This window comes from Pseudoduganella sp. UC29_106 (assembly GCF_044055365.1).
In the GTDB taxonomy this organism is placed as follows: Bacteria; Pseudomonadota; Gammaproteobacteria; order Burkholderiales; family Burkholderiaceae_D; genus Rugamonas.
Window position 1 is genome coordinate 3,299,297 of record NZ_CP171977.1, and the last position, 17,723, is coordinate 3,317,019.

The 17,723-nt window shown below is 65.0% G+C and carries 13 protein-coding genes; 10 read left to right on the forward strand and 3 right to left on the reverse strand.

Going from position 1 to position 17,723, the window contains the following annotated elements:
* Positions 1–47: 47 nt before the first annotated feature.
* From ACHMW6_RS16865 to ACHMW6_RS16875, 3 genes are read left to right on the forward strand one after another with little or no spacing between them, the layout of a single operon-like run.
* On the forward strand, positions 48–1,076 hold the full coding sequence (locus ACHMW6_RS16865; protein WP_395408218.1) for a methyl-accepting chemotaxis protein: 1,029 nt from the start codon (positions 48–50) through the stop codon (positions 1,074–1,076).
* On the forward strand, positions 1,061–1,747 hold the full coding sequence (locus ACHMW6_RS16870) for a methyl-accepting chemotaxis protein (RefSeq protein WP_395408219.1): 687 nt from the start codon (positions 1,061–1,063) through the stop codon (positions 1,745–1,747). The genes ACHMW6_RS16865 and ACHMW6_RS16870 overlap by 16 nt, the downstream gene beginning before the upstream one ends.
* Positions 1,698–2,768, forward strand: a complete 1,071-nt coding sequence (locus ACHMW6_RS16875; protein ID WP_395408220.1) for a flavodoxin family protein — start codon at positions 1,698–1,700, stop codon at positions 2,766–2,768. The genes ACHMW6_RS16870 and ACHMW6_RS16875 overlap by 50 nt, the downstream gene beginning before the upstream one ends.
* An 8-nt stretch (positions 2,769–2,776) precedes the next feature.
* Here the strand turns inward: ACHMW6_RS16875 and ACHMW6_RS16880 are convergent, their stop codons facing one another.
* A complete protein-coding gene (locus ACHMW6_RS16880; RefSeq protein ID WP_395408221.1) occupies positions 2,777–3,979 on the reverse strand; it encodes a glycosyltransferase in 1,203 nt (400 codons plus the stop codon).
* Positions 3,980–4,082: 103 nt separating this feature from the next.
* Between ACHMW6_RS16880 and ACHMW6_RS16885 the strand changes: the two genes are divergently transcribed.
* Positions 4,083–6,467, forward strand: a complete 2,385-nt coding sequence (locus ACHMW6_RS16885; RefSeq protein WP_395408222.1) for a diguanylate cyclase domain-containing protein — start codon at positions 4,083–4,085, stop codon at positions 6,465–6,467.
* On the opposite strand, the gene ACHMW6_RS16890 is transcribed toward ACHMW6_RS16885, so the two are convergent.
* Positions 6,442–7,332 (reverse strand): LysR family transcriptional regulator, encoded by an 891-nt coding sequence (locus ACHMW6_RS16890; protein ID WP_395408223.1) that lies wholly within the window; start codon positions 7,330–7,332, stop codon positions 6,442–6,444. The two genes, ACHMW6_RS16885 and ACHMW6_RS16890, sit on opposite strands and share 26 nt — an antisense overlap.
* The gene (locus ACHMW6_RS16895; RefSeq protein ID WP_395408225.1) at positions 7,325–9,007 is read right to left on the reverse strand and encodes an FAD-dependent oxidoreductase; all 1,683 of its coding nucleotides are present in this window, start codon (positions 9,005–9,007) and stop codon (positions 7,325–7,327) included. Before ACHMW6_RS16895 ends, ACHMW6_RS16890 begins: the two co-directional genes overlap by 8 nt.
* 97 nt (positions 9,008–9,104) lie before the next feature.
* On the opposite strand from ACHMW6_RS16895, the gene ACHMW6_RS16900 reads away from it, so the two are divergent.
* The 6 genes from ACHMW6_RS16900 (at position 9,105) to ACHMW6_RS16925 (ending at position 17,687) form a co-directional block, all read left to right on the forward strand.
* Complete coding sequence (locus tag ACHMW6_RS16900; RefSeq protein WP_395408226.1) at positions 9,105–10,265, forward strand: hypothetical protein; 1,161 nt, start codon at positions 9,105–9,107, stop codon at positions 10,263–10,265.
* A gap of 181 nt (positions 10,266–10,446) precedes the next feature.
* Entirely contained in the window at positions 10,447–12,150 is a 1,704-nt protein-coding gene (locus ACHMW6_RS16905; protein ID WP_395408227.1) for an ABC-F family ATP-binding cassette domain-containing protein, read from the forward strand.
* A 47-nt stretch (positions 12,151–12,197) separates the two neighbouring features.
* Entirely contained in the window at positions 12,198–13,490 is a 1,293-nt protein-coding gene (locus ACHMW6_RS16910; protein ID WP_395408627.1) for an NCS2 family permease, read from the forward strand.
* A gap of 237 nt (positions 13,491–13,727) precedes the next feature.
* Positions 13,728–14,708, forward strand: coding sequence for a galactose-1-phosphate uridylyltransferase (gene galT / locus ACHMW6_RS16915; protein WP_395408228.1), 981 nt, complete (start codon positions 13,728–13,730; stop codon positions 14,706–14,708).
* A gap of 106 nt (positions 14,709–14,814) precedes the next feature.
* The gene (gene galK / locus ACHMW6_RS16920) at positions 14,815–15,903 is read left to right on the forward strand and encodes a galactokinase (protein ID WP_395408229.1); all 1,089 of its coding nucleotides are present in this window, start codon (positions 14,815–14,817) and stop codon (positions 15,901–15,903) included.
* The gene (locus tag ACHMW6_RS16925) at positions 15,900–17,687 is read left to right on the forward strand and encodes a glycoside hydrolase family 2 protein (RefSeq protein WP_395408230.1); all 1,788 of its coding nucleotides are present in this window, start codon (positions 15,900–15,902) and stop codon (positions 17,685–17,687) included. Before galK ends, ACHMW6_RS16925 begins: the two co-directional genes overlap by 4 nt.
* The last annotated feature ends 36 nt before the right edge of the window (positions 17,688–17,723 follow it).

A 17,723-nucleotide genomic window follows, 5' to 3' on the forward strand; every position in this document is an offset into this window, starting at 1 on the left:
TAAATCCCCGGGGGAGACAGGGGTTTTTAAATCCACAATAAATTAATATGAATATCGCGAATATTAGAATCGGTTACCGGCTGACCATCGCATTTTCACTCACCACTTTCATGCTTGCAGTCGTTGTCGCTCTGGGCGTCGGCGCGCTGCAATTCGTCAAATCCGAAATCGAGCTGACAACGGGCGACCGCTATCACAAGATTAAGATCTTGCACCAGTCCAAGGACTTATTAAATCAACAAGCGCGCAGCCTGAGAAACGCGCTGTTGATGCCGGAAGGCGCCGAAGCCCGCGCTGAATTAGAGTCTTCCATCCAATTGGGAAAAGACGCTGATTCTGCCCTGGACAATTTAGGCGATACCCTCCTCCACCCGGAAGGAAAACGGCTGTATTCCGCGCTGCAGGCCGCGCGCCAGGAATACGACCGGCGCCAGACCGCCCTGCTGGCAACGCTGCGATCCGGCGACCAGGAAGCCACCATACACGCAATGAACAAGGAAGTGCGCCCGGCTCAACTCGCCTATTTCGCCGCCATCGACAGGCTGCTGGCCTTCCAGGGCGAGCTGATGAACGACGCGGCGGACAGTGCCAGCCGTTCCGCCAGCCGGGCGACCATGGCAATGATGGTGCTCGGCGTGCTGGGCGCCGTCCTCAGCCTGCTGACGGCCTGGTACATCACGCGCGGCATCGTGGGGCCGGTGCGCCATGCCGTCAAGGTGGCGCGCACCGTCGCCGAGGGTGACCTCAGCTCCTATATAGAAGTGCGCTCCGAAGATGAAATCGGTCAGCTGTCGCAGGCGCTGAAGGACATGAACGCCAGCCTGCAAAAAATCGTCAGCGAAGTACGGGGCGGCACGGAACAGATCACGACCGCCTCGCGCGAGATTGCGCACGGCAATATGGATCTTTCCAGCCGCACCGAGCAACAGGCGGGCGCACTGGAGGAAACGGCTTCCTCCATGGAGGAGCTCACGTCCACGGTCCGGCAGAATGTGGACAATGCCCGCCAGGCCAACACCCTTGCCGCTTCCGCGTCCGAAGCGGCCGAAAAGGCGGCGACGTGGTGGCCCGGGTAGTCGACACGATGGCGTCGATTAACGCTTCCTCGCGCAAGATCGTGGATATCATCACCGTCATTGATGGTATTGCCTTCCAGACAAATATCCTGGCGCTGAACGCGGCCGTGGAGGCGGCCCGCGCTGGCGAACAGGGCCGCGGTTTTGCCGTGGTGGCGGGCGAAGTGCGCAACCTGGCCCAGCGTTCGGCGGCAGCAGCGAGGGAAATCAAGGCGCTGATCGGCGATTCGGTGGAACAGGTGGGCGCCGGCGCGAAGCTGGTCGACGAGGCAGGCGAAGCAATGTCCGATATCGTGCTGCGCGTGCAGCGGGTGACGGACATCATGGGCGAGATCGCCGAAGCGAGCCGCGAGCAGCTGGCGGGCATCGAGCAGATCAACGAAGCCATCGTGCAGATGGACCAGACCACGCAGCAGAACGCTGCCCTGGTCGAGCAGGCTTCGGCGGCCGCAGGCACGATGCAGGACCAGGCACGCCGGCTGAATGAAACTGTCGGCGTATTCCGGATCGGGGCAGCCGCCACGGCCCAAGTCAGCAGCCTGGCAGCGCGCCGTAAGTACGCTGTCGCACCGACACGACAACTGCGTCATGCAAAAGTGGTAACCATAACAGGAGACCAAGATGACGCAAGTGCGAAAGGGCCAGGCTCCCGGCAAACTGGAACGAGCTGAGTTTCACGCCAGATTCGCGTGCACTTTTGCCGATCCCCGCTTCGACAAGGTGCGCGATGCTGTCGCCGCGCTGGAAGACGTGGCCTGGCAAAACTATTGCGATGGCCGCAAGGCGCCGGTGACCAGGCCGGCCGGGCCCGGTTATGCCGACCCTTCCTACGAATTGTCCGTGGAATGGACGGCCGCGCGCGACCGCCTGCAGGCGGCGGAGGCCCGGCAGAAGGACCCCGCCACGCCGTCGCGCGTGCTACTCATCTGCGGCGCGGCGCGCAATGACGGTTCCTGTCCCGGCGAAATCTCCAAGACCTGGCGCATGCTGAGGATTGCCGAAGCCGCGCTGGCCGATGAAGGTATCGGCACCGATGTGCTGGACCTCAGCCGCCTCACGTCCGAGTTCGACCTGCATATCCATCCCTGCAAGGGCTGCGTGTCCACGGCCCAGCCGCTGTGCCACTGGCCGTGCAGCTGCTATCCCAATCACAGCCTGAACCAGGTCAATGACTGGATGAACGAGATCTACGAACAGTGGGTGTCGGCGCATGGCGTAATCATTTTCACGCCGGTCTACTGGTACCAGGCGCCGTCCGTGCTGAAGCTGATGATCGACCGCCTGGTGTGCGCGGACGGCGGCAATCCCGATCCGTCCAGCACGCACGGCAAGAAGGCCGAGGAAGCCAAGGATCTGGAACTCAAGGGCTGGTCTTATCCCAAGCATCTGGCCGGCCGCGCATTTGGCCTGGTCGTGCACGGCGACGTTGCCGGCGCCGAAAGCCTGCGGCGCAACCTGAGCGACTGGCTGGGGTGGATGGGCCTGATCGACGCGGGCGCCCTGTCCCTGCTCGACCGGTACCTGGGATATTACGAGCCTTACGCGACCAGCCACGATACGCTGGACAAGGCGGAAGACTTCCAGGAGGAAGTACGGGTCGCCGCCCGCGCCGTGGCCCGCGCCGTCCGCATGCTGCGCGTTGGCCATCTTCATCGCGCCGACGAGGACCTCAAGCCCGCCCGTCCCAAGTAGCCGCGCCCTCAGTGTGCCGCCAGCTGCCGCTCGAACTGCTCGACGATGCGGGCCGTCATGGCGTGCTGGCTGAAGCCCGCGTATCGCGCCGCAAACGCGTGAGCGGCAGCGCGGAATCGTGCGTCGCCAAGGACGAGCCGCACAAGCCCCGGCCAATCGAGTGGACCGCGCAGGCGTGCCGTATTGACTCCTGCGCCGCCTGCATCCACGCGCTGGCAAATCAGGAATTGCTCTAGCTGCATGGGCAGCATCAGCAAGGGGACGCCGGCGAGCAAAGCCTGCACCAGGGTCGCCTCGCCGCCGTGGCAAACGCAAAGGTCCGCTTCCGCCATCGCCTGATCCAGCGACACCGGCGCGCGGGCGTAAACGATATTGGCCGATGCCACCGGCGGCGCCATGCCTGACGCCACCTCCGGCAAATAGCAAACCACGCGGCATCCGAGACTGGCCAGCGCCTGCAGCACGGCCGCATGCTCCGCGTGCTCCCGCTTCAGATAGGCAAATACTTTCGGACCGCTACCGGCCGGCCAATGCGGCGGCGTGCCGGTACGGGCGAGGAAATTGGGTCCGTACCAGTCTGCCGACGAAGCTGCCCGGCCATAATGATCCAGCTCCGGCCATGTGCACAGCAGCGCCGAGTCGCCAAGCAGGATATCGCAGGCATGCGCAAGCAAGGGCGCGCGATGATGGGCTAGCACCGCATTCGCCGTGCGCAGCACATGCTCTTCGGCCGCTTCCAGCCGTGCCGCGCTGATCTTTTCCCAGGGTCGCAGATTGGGCAGCGCCCTCCCCGGCGGCGGACTGTAAAAGCCGATGCCCACCGAAGCGGAAGGCAGTCCCAGGCTGCGCGCAGCCAGCAGCGCAGTGGGCGCGTAATCGCCAACCACGAGGTCTGGCTTCAGGGTTGAAAGCAGCGAGCGCCAGCCGCCGCACAGGCCATCGAGGCCGGAAGCATCGAGATAGCCGCTGGGGATCAGGATTTCGGCCAGCGATGCCTGGTTGGCCGGCATGCCCGCGGTACGGTGCAGCCAGACCGGCGCCTGAAATTTCGGCGCCGGCAGCGATTCCAGCACGCGCTGCGTATGTCCCAGATCGCGCAGGCTCAGGCTCACGCGGTGACCCCGTTCCAATAGCACTTGCGCCAGCGATTTCAGCCGGCCGGCGTGTCCAAGGCCGCCGCCAAGTTCCCAGGCTAGATGTATGTGCGCCATATTGTTTCATTAGTGAGCCACGGGCGGTATTTTAGAGCACAAGGCCCTCCCCAGGAGCAGCGGCGTATGCAATACTAGGCCATTCCTGCTGCCACCGAAGCCGATGAGCACACGAAGCCTCTTACCACAAAGCCTCAAGTTCCGCATGTCCAGCGTGGTCATCCTGCTCGTGCTGGCGGCAACGGTGATCGTCACCTGGCTAGCGCTGGTGATGGCGGAGCGCGACATGAAGGCGGTCATCGGCCGGCAGCAATACAGCCTGCTCTCCGCCGCTGCCGCCCATATCGACGAACAACTGGCCGGCAAGCGCCTGATGCTGGCCACCCTGGCCGAAGCCATCCCGGCCGGCAAGGCGAATGAACAGACCATCCGCCACTCCTTCGAGGCCCACCCATCGGCGCGCGCCGAATTCTCCAATCTCGTCGTATTCGATAAACAAGGCAATATGGTGGCGACCATGCGCGAAGAACTGGCGGCGCGCCAGTTCAACGTGGCGTCGCGCCCCTATTTCGAACAAACCCTGAACAGCAAGCGCGGCCTGATTTCACCACCGGTGCGCAGCAAGATCTCCAATCTCCCTGTGGTCGTGCTGACCCATCCCGTGATCGACAGCGGGGGCGACGTGCAGTACGTGATCGCCGGCAGCATCGACCTGCTCAATTCGGACTTCTTCAGCCAGTTCAACAATATGCGCCCCGGCAAGACGGGCTTCATGTTCATCATGACCACCGAAGGCATCCTGGTGAACCACCCCAACAAGGCGCGCCTGCTGGAGCACATCAACGCCCGTCCCGGCAAGAACACCGGCACCGAGATGGCGCTGGCCGGATTCGAAGGCTGGGTCGAGGCCCGCAACAAGGACGGCAACGAAGGCATCTATTCCTACAAGCGCCTGGAAGCGACCAACTGGATCGTCGGCGTGCGCTACCCCACCGCCGAAGCCTTTGCACCAATGTCCGCGCTGCGCCAGACTGCCATCATCGCGGCCACCGCTTTCGCCGCCGTCGCCGGCCTGCTCAGCTGGTTCGTGATCGACCGCCTGCTGGCGCCGCTGGAACGCCTGCGCGCCGGCCTGCAATCGGTGCGCACGAAGGGCGGCGATATCAGCCAGCTGCGCACTGGCCGCAAGGATGAAATCGGCGAAGTCAGCGAAGCGCTGTATGAGCTGACCGCCGAACGCCAGGCAACCCAGGACCGGCTGCGCGAAAGCGAACACCGCGCCCGCATGATCGCCGATAACATCCCGGCCCTGATCGCCTATGTGGACCGCGATCTGCACTACCGCTTCACCAACGAACATTACCGCTACCTGCTTGGCCTCGATCCGAAAGACATGATAGGCCGCAGCGTGGCTGAAGTATTCGGGCCGGAAGTGATGGAGCGCTGGCGCCCCCAGTTCGAGCTGGCCATGTCCGGCAAGCCTGTCCAGCTTGAGCGCGAAGGCGAAGAACTGGGCCGCCACATGCACCTGATGACCCATATGATTCCCGACTTCGCGCCGGATGGCAGCGTGGCCGGCGTTTACCTGACATCCGTGGACATCACGGAGCGCAAGATCGCGGAGCTCACCCAGGCCGCCAGCGAACAGCGCCTGAAACTGATCACCGACCACCTGCCGGTGATGATCTCGGCCATCGACAGCGAGCGCTATCTCCAGTTCGGCAACGCGACCTACCAACGCTGGCTGGGCCTCGATCCGGACAGCCTGGCCGGTCGCCCCGTCAGCACGGTGATCGGCTTCCGCTATTACGAGCAGGCGCGGCCCGCCATCGACCTGGCCTTTAAGGGCGAGGTGACGGTGCACGAAGCGCACGCGCGGCTCAATGGCGCGCCACGCATCCTCGAGACCACCTTCGTGCCTGATGTGCGCAAGGACGGCAGCGTACCCGCCGTCTATGCCCTGACCCACGACGTGACGCGCGCGCGGGAAATCGAAGCGGAACTCACCCAGCAGGCCCGGCGCGATCCCCTGACCGGCATCGCCAACCGCCGCCAGTTCGAAGAGGCGCTGGACCAGGCCATCGAGCGTGTGCGGCGCCAGGACAGCCAGATGGCGCTCGCCTATCTCGACATCGACGATTTCAAGACCATCAACGACACGCAAGGCCACGGCGCCGGCGATGAAGTGCTGAAGGAATTCGCGCTGCGCCTTGCCAACAGCATCCGCGCCACGGATATGGTGGCGCGCCTGGCCGGCGACGAATTCGTCATCATCTTCGAGAACATCCGCCAGCCCGAGGAAGTGACGGTGCTGGCCGAGAAGATCGTGAGCGCCATCGCGCCGGACTTCAGATTCAACGGCAAGACGCTGCACGTGACCACCAGCTTTGGCGTGGCGCTCTACCAGGGTGGCGGCGAGACTTCAGGTGGCCTGATCGGGCGCGCCGACGCGGCGCTGTACGAAACCAAACGGCGCGGGCGCAATGGCTATATGATCGACGCCGGCCGCCATGCGGAGGCGCTCAGCGCTGTTTCAGCAACTCGATAAAGCGGCGGCCCGCCGGCCCGGGCGGCGCATCGCGGCGGTGCAAGGCGTGCATGGAGAAGGCCGCACCCAGCACCGGGCTGGCTTCCAGCTCCAGCCGCACCAGGGCGCCTTGCGCCAGATCCTCTTCCACCATATGCAGGGGCATGCTGCCCCAGCCCAGACCTGCTTTCAGGAAGGCGTGCTTGGCCCCAAGGTCGGCCAGGCGCCAGCCCTGGGCGCTCATCACACCATAGTCGCGCCCCGCCGTAAGCTCCGAACGATCAGTGAGGATCAGTTGCACATGGCGCGACGCGACCCGGCGCGTGACGGTGCCGCGCACGGCGGCCAGCGGGTGGCCGGGCGCGGCCACCACCACGGCCGGCACCGCGAACAGGAACTGGCTGTCGCAACCGGCGGGCGCCTCCGGAAAAGAACCGACAATGCCCAGACGCGCGCTGCCATCCAGCACCGGCTGCACCACGGCGCCCAACGCCTCCACGCCCAGGCGCAACGGCGTATTCGGGAATTCACTGTGGAAGCAGCGCACCGCGTCGGTCAGGCGCGCGATGGGGAACATCACGTCCACCGTCACGGACAATTCCGGTTCCAGCCCTTCGGCCAGTGAGCGGGCGCGCGCCTTGAAGCCATCCATGCTGCTGGCGGCGACGCGTGCATCATCCAGCAGTGCACGTCCCTGCTCGGTCAGGATCGGATAACGCCCGCTGCGATCGAACAGGGCAAAGCCGACCTGCAACTCCAGGTTGGCCAGTGTCTGGCTCACCACCGATTGTGCCCGGCGCAGCTTGCGGCCGGCGGCGGAAAAGCTTCCTTCGTCAGCGGCGGCTATGAAGGTCCGCAGCTGGTCCATCGACATCCCGTCAAGCATCCGCCACTCCCGCCAGCACGCGGTGCAGCGACTGGATGGCCGCCGAGCCCTCACCCACGGCAGCCGCCACCCGCTTGACGGAACCGCTGCGCACATCGCCCACGGCGAAGATGCCGGGATTGCTGGTCTCCAGCGGATGCGGCAGGCGCTCCAGCGGCCAGGCCCCGTCCGGGATCTGTGGCCCGGTCAGCACGAAATCGCGGTCATCCAGCGCCACACAATCAGCCAGCCACCCGGTGTTGGGTTCCGCGCCGAGGAAGAGGAAAACATGGCAGATCGGCTTCGCGATCACTTCCGGTGATCCATCCATGCGGCATCGTATGGATTCCAGGCGGCCTTCGCCCTTCAGTTCCACGATCCGGCTGCGCGTGTGCAGCGTGATGTTGGGAATGGCGTCGATGCGCTGTATCAGGTAGCGCGACATGCTGGCGGCCAGGCCTTCCGAGCGCACCATGATGTGCACATGCTTGACGTGGGATGCCAGGAAGACCGCAGCCTGGCCTGCCGAATTGCCGCCGCCAACGACCACCACTTCCTCCTGGTGGCAGAACTGCGCCTCCATGAAGGATGCCGCGTAATACACGCCGCGCCCTTCGTAGCGCCCAAGCTCGGGCAAATCCGGCTTGCGATAGCGGGCGCCGGTGGCAATCACGATCGAGCGCGCGTACACGCACTCGCCGTCGTCCATGTGGATCGTGAAGTCTTCGCCTGGACCACCGCAATCGACACGGCGCACTTCGACCGGCACCGCCACCTCGGCGCCGAACTTGCGGGCCTGCGTCAGTCCGCGGCCGGCCAGCGCCTGGCCGGAAATCCCGGTGGGGAAGCCGAAGTAGTTCTCGATGCGCGAGCTGGCGCCGGCTTGTCCGCCGGGCGCCTTCGCATCCAGCACGGCCACGCGCAAGCCTTCCGACGCGCCGTATACCGCCGAAGCCAGGCCTGCCGGGCCCGCGCCCACCACCACGACATCGTATTTCTCGCCCTTGAGCCGGTCGGCGCTGATGCCGACCGCATCGGCCAGCTGCCGCATGGTCGGCTTTTTCAGGACCTGGCCGGACTGGGTCACCACGGCCGGCGCATCGTCTTCCGTGATGCCGAAACGCGCCATGATATCGGCCGTGCCTTCGTGCGTGGCCATGTCGAAATAGGCGGAAGGCTGCAAGTTACGGGTCAGGAATTCGCGCACGCGCAAGGTGGAGGCCGACGACTGGGTGCCGATAACAATGACGCCAGCCTGCCGGTCGTTGAAAAACGACACGCGCCGCAGGATGAAGGCGCGCATGATCAACTCGCTCAGCTCCGCCTCCGACACGACCAGGGTGCGCACGGCTTCCTCGTCGATCCTTACCGCCACCACTTCGCTTACCGCGCGCACTGTGGCGCTGCTGGCACGCCCGGCCAGCGTGCCGGTGTCGCCGGTGAACAGGCCGCGGCCATGCCGCCCCAGCGAATGCACGCCCAGGGGCGCCTGCCGCGTCACTTCGATTTCGCCGGAGACAATCACGAACATCGAGGTGTGGCGCTCGCCCTGGTGATACAGATACTCTCCCGCTGCAATGCACACGGTCGTACCGTAGCGCGCAACGCGCCGCATCTGCCCTTCGTTCAATAAAGGGAAGATCTGATGCATGCGATTGCTCAGGTCGGGGGCTGGCGGATGCGGGAAGTCAGACATACACTGGATTCTACACGCGTGTAAGCCAAATCTTACAAGCCGACGGGATGAATGCCGCTAGTCATTAGACTGCACCACGGCCATACTTTTTACTATTATGACAACTATAGAACACGTCCGCCGCAACGGCCACGCTGCTCCCTCTGTCCTGACGGCGCGACAGCTCTATCTGCTGCTGCGCGAACAGAATGACCGCGAGCAGGCCCATTCTTACCTCGAGCGCTGCCTGGACCAAGCCTCCGCCCTGCCCTGCGACCTGCCCGCCGTGCCGGACGAGTGGCCGCAATGGCTGGCGCAGCGCAACCGCGAACGCGAATTGCAGCAACAAAGCTACCGCGATATGCGTACTGCCGGCACGCCGCGCCGCTACTTCGCCAGCCGCAACGAGGCGCGCCGCTTCCTGTGCAATGCAGCGCCGGCCATGCTGGCCGAGGGCGCCTGGCTATACGGCGTAATGCAGCACTGGGATGTGGAAGCGCTGCAGCCGCTGGTGCGGGTTTATCTCGAATACGTGGGCAAAGGCGTGCCGGACTGGAACCGTGTCTTACGCGCGCGACAGCTGCTCGCCGTCCAGGGCTGCGTGCAGTGGCAGGAACAGGAAGACGAGCATTTCGTGCAGGGCGCGCTGCGCCTGGCATTGTCGTGCTGCGGTGACGCCATGCTGCCGGAGCTGCTCGGATACCACCTGGGTGTTGCGAATCAACCACTGTATCGTCCATCCGTCGCCGACGAATTGCGCGAACTTGGCATTCCCTGCTACCTGCTGGAACCCCCGGCGGCCGCCGATCAGGCGGCTATCGATTGCCTGCAACAACTCTTGCCGCACATGCAGGACCCGGACAGCTTCCTGCAGCGGGTATGCCTCGGTTACAGCCTGCATGGCCTCGGCACCGAGCCGGTCGCCGCCGCCCAGGACGCCAGCGCAGCCAGCGCTCCCGGGGCTTCCGCCGCGGCAGTTCCCGCGCCGGCCGCCGACGCGGAAGGCGAGCAGCCGCAGGAACCACCGGTACGCCGCCGCGAGCACAATCCTCGTGCAGTAATCCGTCACGAATTCCCGGAGGACGAACACGCGTGGGAAAGCATCGACAATGAGCTTGGCCTGCTCGAGGCACAGGTGGCGTCTTCGCCGACGCAGGAGGAAGCCATGTCCCTGCTCGCCAGCCGCCTCACGCCGGCACTGCACCACGTGCCGCTCGGCCTGATGGCAGGACGCATTTTCTCGCAGCTGTACGAAGAGCCGCCCGAAGAATCGGCCTGAAGCGCCAGGCCTGCGCACAGCAGGCCTTGAATCTGCCGTGATTTGCGTCTAAACTTGCGAACGCTGTCCACTCCGGACGGCGTTCGCTTCGGAGCACCCACCCCAAATGACCATCTGAGCCCCCACTTCGCAAGAGCACGCACCGGCACTGCCGCGCTGCGCCGCATCGTCTTCCGGGAGCTTGTATGGCCGTTACTTTTCTGCCGCCGCGCGCGCGGCGATCCCCTTTATCGAACTTCGCCAGCTTACGCTGCGCCTTGGCGACGGCCGCGTGCTGCTTTCCGGCGTCTCGCACACGTTTGCGCCGGGGCTGACCGGCATTGTAGGAGCGAACGGCTCCGGTAAAAGCATGCTGGCGCGCGCGATCGCCGGTCTGGCTGTGCCGGACGCCGGCAGCATCGCGGTTGCCGGCGACCTGCATTACGTCGCGCAGTCGCCGGCTGCACACCGTGCCGCCACAGTGGCCGATGTCGCAGGCCTTGGCGCGCTGCTGGCCGCGACCGAGCGCATGTCCGCCGGCGCCGCTGTCGAGGCGGATTTCGAACTGCTCGATGGCCGCTGGACGACACTGGCCGACTTCGAGGCCGCGCTGCAAGCCTGCGGCCTGCCTGGCCTTGCGCCTGGCGACAGCGCGGCCCACCTCAGTGGCGGCGAACTGACGCGCGTGTCGCTCGCGGGCGCCTTCCAGTCCGGCGCCGACTGGCTGCTGCTTGATGAACCCAGTAACCACCTGGACCGCGCGGGTCGCGACTGGCTGATCGCCAGCCTGCGCGCCTGGCCTCGCAACACCCTGGTGATCAGCCATGACCGCAAGCTGCTCGAAGCAGTGGACGCTATCGTGGAGCTGTCCGCACAGGGCCTGTGCGTCTACGGCGGCAACTACACTCTTTACCGCAGCCAGCGCAACGGGGAGCGAGCCGCCGCGCTGGACGCGCTCGCTCATGCCCGCACGGAACGCCTCAACTCCCTGCGCGAACAACGCGAGCGTCACGATGCGCAGCAGTCTCGCGCTGCCCGTAACAGCCGCGCGGGCAAGGATGCGAACATGCCGGCCATCGTGCGGGGCAAGCTCAAATCGGATGCCCAGGCTTCGGCCGGGCGAGATGCCGTCCACCGCGCCGAAACCCGCGATGCGCTCGACGCGGCGGTACGCGCTGCGGCCGCGCGTGTGCAGCCGGCAGCAGCCCGCGCGCTCCTGATGCCCGGCACCGCCGTCCCCGCCGGCCGAAGGGTGTTTGCTTTTGAGTCGGCCGTTCCACCGTGGCGGGCCGGCGGCGCTTCCGAAAACCCAAGGCAAAGAGCTAGTGTCTGCCACGATGTGGCAGACACTTGGGTTACGCCTTTGGTTTTAACGCTTGCCGGGCCCGCACGCCTGGCAATCACTGGACCCAACGGCTGCGGCAAGTCGACACTGCTGCGCATGCTGGCGGGCGAAGTCACGCCGCGCGAGGGTAGCGCAAGGGCCCTCGTTCCCTTCGCCTGGCTGGACCAGCACGCATCCGCGCTGCAGCCCGGCCAAAGCGTGCTCGATGCGCTCCGCGACCTGGACTCGCCGCTGCAGGAAGGCACCCTGCGCAGCCACCTCGCCCTGCTCGGCCTCGGCCCAGCGGCGGTGTCCACCCCAGTCGGCCACCTTAGCGGCGGTGAAAAGCTGAAAGCAGCCCTGGCCTGTGCGCTGTGGCGCAAGGAGCCGGCCCAGCTCCTGCTGCTGGACGAACCGACCAACCACCTCGACCTGGCGTCCACCGACGCGCTGGAACAGGCGCTGAAGGACTATCCTGGCGCTATGGCCATCGTCAGCCACGACAGGCGCTTCCTGCAAGCCCTCCAGCCAACGCACGAACTAAGCTGGGTCCATGGCCGCTGGCAGCTCACGGAGCGCTAATGGTATCCTTGCAAACAAAGAACAATTCGCCGGGAGCCGCCGTGTCCATCGCAGAAAAACTATTCAGACTCCAGGAAGCCAAAACCGACGTGCGCACCGAAGTGGTGGCCGGCGTCACCACCTTCCTGACCATGGCCTATATCATCTTCGTCAACCCCACCATCCTTGGCGATGCGGGCATGCCGAAGGAATCGGTCTTTGTTGCCACCTGCCTCGCCGCGGCTCTGGGTACGGCCATCATGGGCCTGTACGCCAACTATCCGATCGCCATGGCCCCCGGCATGGGGCTGAACGCTTACTTCGCCTACGCCGTGGTGCTGGGCATGGGCATCGCCTGGCCCGTGGCGCTGGGCGCCGTGTTCATCTCCGGCTGCCTGTTCATCCTGGTCAGCATCTTCGGGCTGCGCGAAATGATCGTGAATGGCATTCCGCGCTCGCTGCGCACAGCCATCACGGTGGGCCTTGGACTATTCCTGGCCCTGATCGCGCTGAAAAGCGCCGGCATCGTTACGGCCAATCCGGCGACCATGGTCGGCGTGGGCGATCTGCACAAGGCGCCGCCGCTGCTGGCCATCGTCGGCTTCCTCCTGATCGTCACGCTGGACAGGCTGAAAATACGCGGCGCCATCCTGATCGGCATCGTTGTCGTCACCATCCTGAGCTTCTTCTTCGGCGGGAACAAGTTCGCCGGCATCGTCTCGGCGCCGCCATCGCTGGCGCCAACGCTGATGAAACTGGACGTGCAAGGCGCCCTGGGCGTAGGCATCATCAATGTGGTCCTGGTCTTCTTCCTGGTTGAACTGTTCGATGCCACTGGCACCCTGATGGGGGTGGCCAACCGCGCCGGCCTGCTCGTCAGCGGAAAGATGCAGCGCCTGAACAAGGCACTGCTGGGGGACAGCGTTGCCATCGTCGCCGGTTCCGCAATGGGCACCTCGAGCACCACGGCTTATGTGGAAAGCGCCGCCGGCGTGCAGGCCGGTGGGCGCACCGGTCTCACCGCCCTGGTCGTGGCCCTGCTTTTCCTCGCGTGCCTGTTCATCGCCCCGCTGGCCGGCGTGGTGCCGCCCTATGCCACAGCGCCGGCCCTGCTGTACGTGGCCTGCCTAATGCTGCACGACCTGGTGGATGTGGACTGGAGTGAAACCACCGAAAGTGTGCCGGCAGCAATCACGGCCCTGCTGATTCCCTTTACTTACTCCATTGCACACGGTATTGCCTTCGGCTTTATTACCTATGCCGCGCTGAAACTGCTGACCGGCCGCGCGCGCGAAGTGAAGCCTATCGTATGGATTATTGCTGCAGTGTTCACCTTCAAGTACAGCTGGATCGGCGCCTGACTCTGCGGAGGATCGCTTGCCGCCCTGTCGGCGGACGCCGTGTCGCTTTGAAGGACCAGTCCTACGGGCGGTAGATGCCGCCACTGCAGTTGGCGTGGTTGCCCGGCGAGTGACGAATTGTCACATACTGCTGAGTCCATCCCGGGGGTTTCTTGCAGCGCGGAATTGACCTCCCGCAGCGCAGCGAATTGATAGGATTTCCCGACGCGCCCCACTATGGCGCAGGAGATTCTGTCCATGCACGCACTCGACCTGGTCAAGCCGGACGGTCGGCAAATCACGCTTTACAGCCGTACCGCGATAGCGGCGATCCCATCGGCGCCCAGCCCTTTTGCTGAGCCTCTGAACGCCAATCCGCATCTGCGCTGGCACCCGCTGCGCGGCGAATGGGTGACCTATGCCGCCTTCCGGCAGAACCGCACTTTCCTGCCGCCGCCGCAGTACAACCCGTTGGCGGTCACCGTCGATGAAGCCGCGCCAACCGAACTGCCGGCCGGCGATTATGAGATCGCCGTATTCGACAACCGCTTCCCCTCGCTCGCGCTGTCCGCCCATGATGCGCCCCAGCTGCACGTGCCGACCGCGCCCGCGGCCGGACACTGCGAAGTGGTGGTCTTCACACAGGACCCCGACGCCGCCTTATCCCGCCTCGACGTCGGTCGCATCGAACTGCTGCTGCAGGTCTGGGCCGACCGCACCAGCCGCGTACAGGGCCGCGGCGGCATCCAGTACGTGCTGCCTTTCGAGAACCGCGGCGCGGAAGTAGGCGTCACACTGCACCATCCGCACGGGCAGATCTATTCCTATCCCTTCGTTCCGCCGGTGCCTGCACGCATGCTGGCCCAGGAAAAGACCTTTCACGACAAGAACGGCAAGTCCCTGCTCGTGCATATGGCCGAAGAAGAGCTGCGCGAAGGTTTGCGCGTGGTCTACCGCAGCGAACACTCGGTGGCGTTTGTGCCCGTGTGCGCGCGCTATCCGTATGAAGTGTGGGTGATGCCGATCCAGCCCTGCTCAAGCTTCACGGAGCTGAATGACTTCCAGCGCCGCGATCTGGCGCGCGCGCTGAAGACCGTGCTCCTGAAGTTCGACGGTTTGTGGCAGCGTCCCTTCCCTTACCTGATGGCCTGGTACCAGGCGCCGACGGATGGGCAGCCGCACCCGGAAACCCAGCTGCATGCGGAGTCTACCCACCCTACCGCACCAAGGAACGCCTGAAGTACCTGGCGGGTACCGAGCTTGGCGCCGGCATGTTCGCGATGGACGTGCTGCCCGAGGAAAAGGCGGCGGAACTGATGCAGGTCCCGGTAAGCCTGGAGGGCGCATGAGATCGCCGGCCGAATACTTCACGGGCACGGCAACTGCCCACAGCTGGGCTCCTGGCCGAGTCAACCTGCTCGGCGAGCATACCGACTACAACGACGGCTTCATGCTGCCGATCGCCACGCCCCAGCGTACCGACGTGATGCTGGGTCCCAGCGACGACGGCCGTTTCCACCTGTATTCCGCCACGCTGGATGAGCGCTGCGATTTCGCTCCCCACGATAGGGCGCCGCCCGGCTTCGGGCGCTACATCGAAGGCTGCATCCGCCTGCTCGAACAGCGCGGCGTGACCGTGCCACCGCTGCGCATCTATGTGCACTCCAACCTGGCCCTCGGCACCGGCCTTTCCAGCAGCGCGGCGCTGGAAGTGGCCACGCTGCGCGCCCTGAACGAACTGCTGAAATTGAATCTCGACGGCGTGAGCATCGCCAGGATTGCGCAGCAGGCCGAGATCCAGTATGCGGGCGTCAACTGCGGCATCATGGACCAGATGGCAGCCAGCCTGGCGGACAGCGAACATATGCTCTTCCTGGACGCGCGCTCGCTCGACACCCGCCTGCTGCCGCTGCCCGCGAACACTGAGGTTCTCGTGGTCGACTCCGGCGTGGCGCGCACGCTGGCGGCCAGCAAATACAACGAGCGCCGCGCCGAATGCGAACAGGCGGCCCACATGCTGGGCGTGCCCTCGCTGCGCGACGTCACCCGGCTGGAAGACGTGGAAGCCTTGCCTTCGCCACTGCGCGAACGTGCACGTCACGTTGTCACCGAAAACATGCGGGTCATGGAAGCCTGCGGCGAGATCAGCGCCGGGCGCTTTGGCCAGCTGATGAACGAATCCCACGCCAGCCTGCGCGACGACTACGAAGTCTCGATTGCAGCGCTGGATACCCTTACCGAGGCCCTGCGTGCCCACCCGGCCGTCCTTGGCGCGCGCCTGACGGGCGCCGGCTTCGGCGGCGCCTGTGTCGCCCTGTGCCGCCATGGACTGGCGGACGATGCCGGCCAGTTCGCCGTGCAGCGGGTCAACGCCGCCGGCGGCTCGGCCTCCGTCCTGATACCTCCGCCCCGAACCAAGCGAGGAACGATATGAGCGATTTCGAATATCCGCGCCCGCAACTCGTGCGCAGCAACTGGCAATGCCTGAACGGCCCTTGGGAATTTGCCTTTGACGACGAACGGCGCTACAGCCAGCCGGAGCAGGAAATCCAGTGGACGCACCAGATCAACGTCCCCTTCTGCCCCGAGTCCCGGCTGAGCGGCATCGGCGACGAAGGCTTCCACAATGTCGTCTGGTACCGCCGCACCTTCGACCTGGCGCTGCGCGGCACGCGCACGCTGCTGCACTTTGGCGCCGTGGACTACCACAGCCGCGTGTGGGTCAACAACAAGCTGGTCTGCATCCACGAAGGCGGCCACACCTCCTTCTGCGCCGACATCACCGATGCCCTGATCGAGGGCAAGGCCCAGACCATCGTCGTGCAGGCGGAAGACGATCCGCAGGACCTGGCCAAGCCGCGCGGCAAGCAGGACTGGCTGCGCGAGCCCCACTCGATCTGGTATCCCCGCACCACAGGCATCTGGCAGACCGTGTGGCTGGAACAGGTGCCGTCCACCTATATCAAGACCATCCGCTGGACCCCGTATTTCGACGGCTTCGAAATCGGCTGCGAGATCCAGGCCGCCGGCGATCGCCACGACGGCCTCACGGTCGAAGTCAAGCTGTGGCACGACGGCCAGCTGCTGGCGGACGACTACTACAAGCTGATGGGCCAGGAGGCCAACCGCAAGATCGCGATTTCCGATCCGGGCATCGATGATTCGCGCAATGTGCTGCTGTGGAGCCCTGAGCGGCCAACCCTGCTCGATGCGGAGCTCACCCTGCGCTGCGCTGGCACCGTGCTCGAAACCATCCGTTCCTACACGGCCCTGCGCTCCGTTGCCATCAACCGCGACCGCTTCATGCTGAACGGCCGTCCCTACCCCTTGCGCCTGGTGCTCGACCAGGGTTACTGGCCCGATGGCCTCATGACGGCGCCCAACGACGCGGCTTTGAAGCGCGACGTCGAGCTGGCCAAGGCCATGGGCTTCAACGGGGTGCGCAAGCACCAGAAAATCGAGGATCCGCGCTACCTCTACTGGGCGGACAAACTGGGTTTGCTGGTGTGGGAGGAAATGCCTTCCGCTTATGCCTTCAGCCCGCGCGCCATGACCCGCCTGCTCCACGAGTGGGGCGAAGCCATTGCCCGCGACTATAGCCATCCATGCGTAATCGTGTGGGTGCCGTTCAACGAATCGTGGGGCGTTCCAAACCTGACGTCGATGCAGGCACATCGCAATGCCGTCGAGGCGCTGTACCACATGACGCGCATGCTCGATTCGACCCGTCCCGTGATCGGAAACGATGGCTGGGAGGCCTCGGCCACCGATATCCTGGGCATCCACGATTACGACAATGATCCGCAGCGGCTGAAGGCCCGCTACGAAGTCACGGATCCGGCGCGCACGCTGTTCGACCAGCGCCGTCCCGGCGGCCGCATTCTCACGCTCGATGGCTTCCCGCACCGCGGCCAGCCCATCGTGCTGACGGAATTCGGCGGCATGGCCTTCGATCCCAAAGCGCCCGCACACAAGACCTGGGGGTATGCGCGCGCGAACACTGCGGAAGCTTTCTACAAGGCTTACCGCGAGCTGCTGGAAGTTGTCGGTTCCACGCAGATGTTCAGCGGCTTCTGTTACACGCAGTTTGCCGACACATTCCAGGAGGCGAACGGACTGCTGAACGCAGACCGGACGCCAAAAATACCGCTGGAACAGATCAGCGCGGCCACGCAAAACGTGCCGCTCGTGGTCGAGCCTCCACCGTCGCCAGGCTGACAGGCCATTTATAACCAATCATGACCCGACAAGGGC

Coding starts and splice junctions, on each gene's coding strand:
- galT (WP_395408228.1), top strand. CDS start 13,728: ATGCACGCACTCGACCTGGTCAAGCCGGACGGTCGGCAAATCACGCTT.
- ACHMW6_RS16880 (WP_395408221.1), bottom strand. CDS start 3,979: ATGGCGCACATACATCTAGCCTGGGAACTTGGCGGCGGCCTTGGACAC.
- galK (WP_395408229.1), top strand. CDS start 14,815: ATGAGATCGCCGGCCGAATACTTCACGGGCACGGCAACTGCCCACAGC.
- ACHMW6_RS16890 (WP_395408223.1), bottom strand. CDS start 7,332: ATGCTTGACGGGATGTCGATGGACCAGCTGCGGACCTTCATAGCCGCC.
- ACHMW6_RS16900 (WP_395408226.1), top strand. CDS start 9,105: ATGACAACTATAGAACACGTCCGCCGCAACGGCCACGCTGCTCCCTCT.
- ACHMW6_RS16895 (WP_395408225.1), bottom strand. CDS start 9,007: ATGTCTGACTTCCCGCATCCGCCAGCCCCCGACCTGAGCAATCGCATG.
- ACHMW6_RS16865 (WP_395408218.1), top strand. CDS start 48: ATGAATATCGCGAATATTAGAATCGGTTACCGGCTGACCATCGCATTT.
- ACHMW6_RS16925 (WP_395408230.1), top strand. CDS start 15,900: ATGAGCGATTTCGAATATCCGCGCCCGCAACTCGTGCGCAGCAACTGG.
- ACHMW6_RS16875 (WP_395408220.1), top strand. CDS start 1,698: ATGACGCAAGTGCGAAAGGGCCAGGCTCCCGGCAAACTGGAACGAGCT.
- ACHMW6_RS16885 (WP_395408222.1), top strand. CDS start 4,083: ATGAGCACACGAAGCCTCTTACCACAAAGCCTCAAGTTCCGCATGTCC.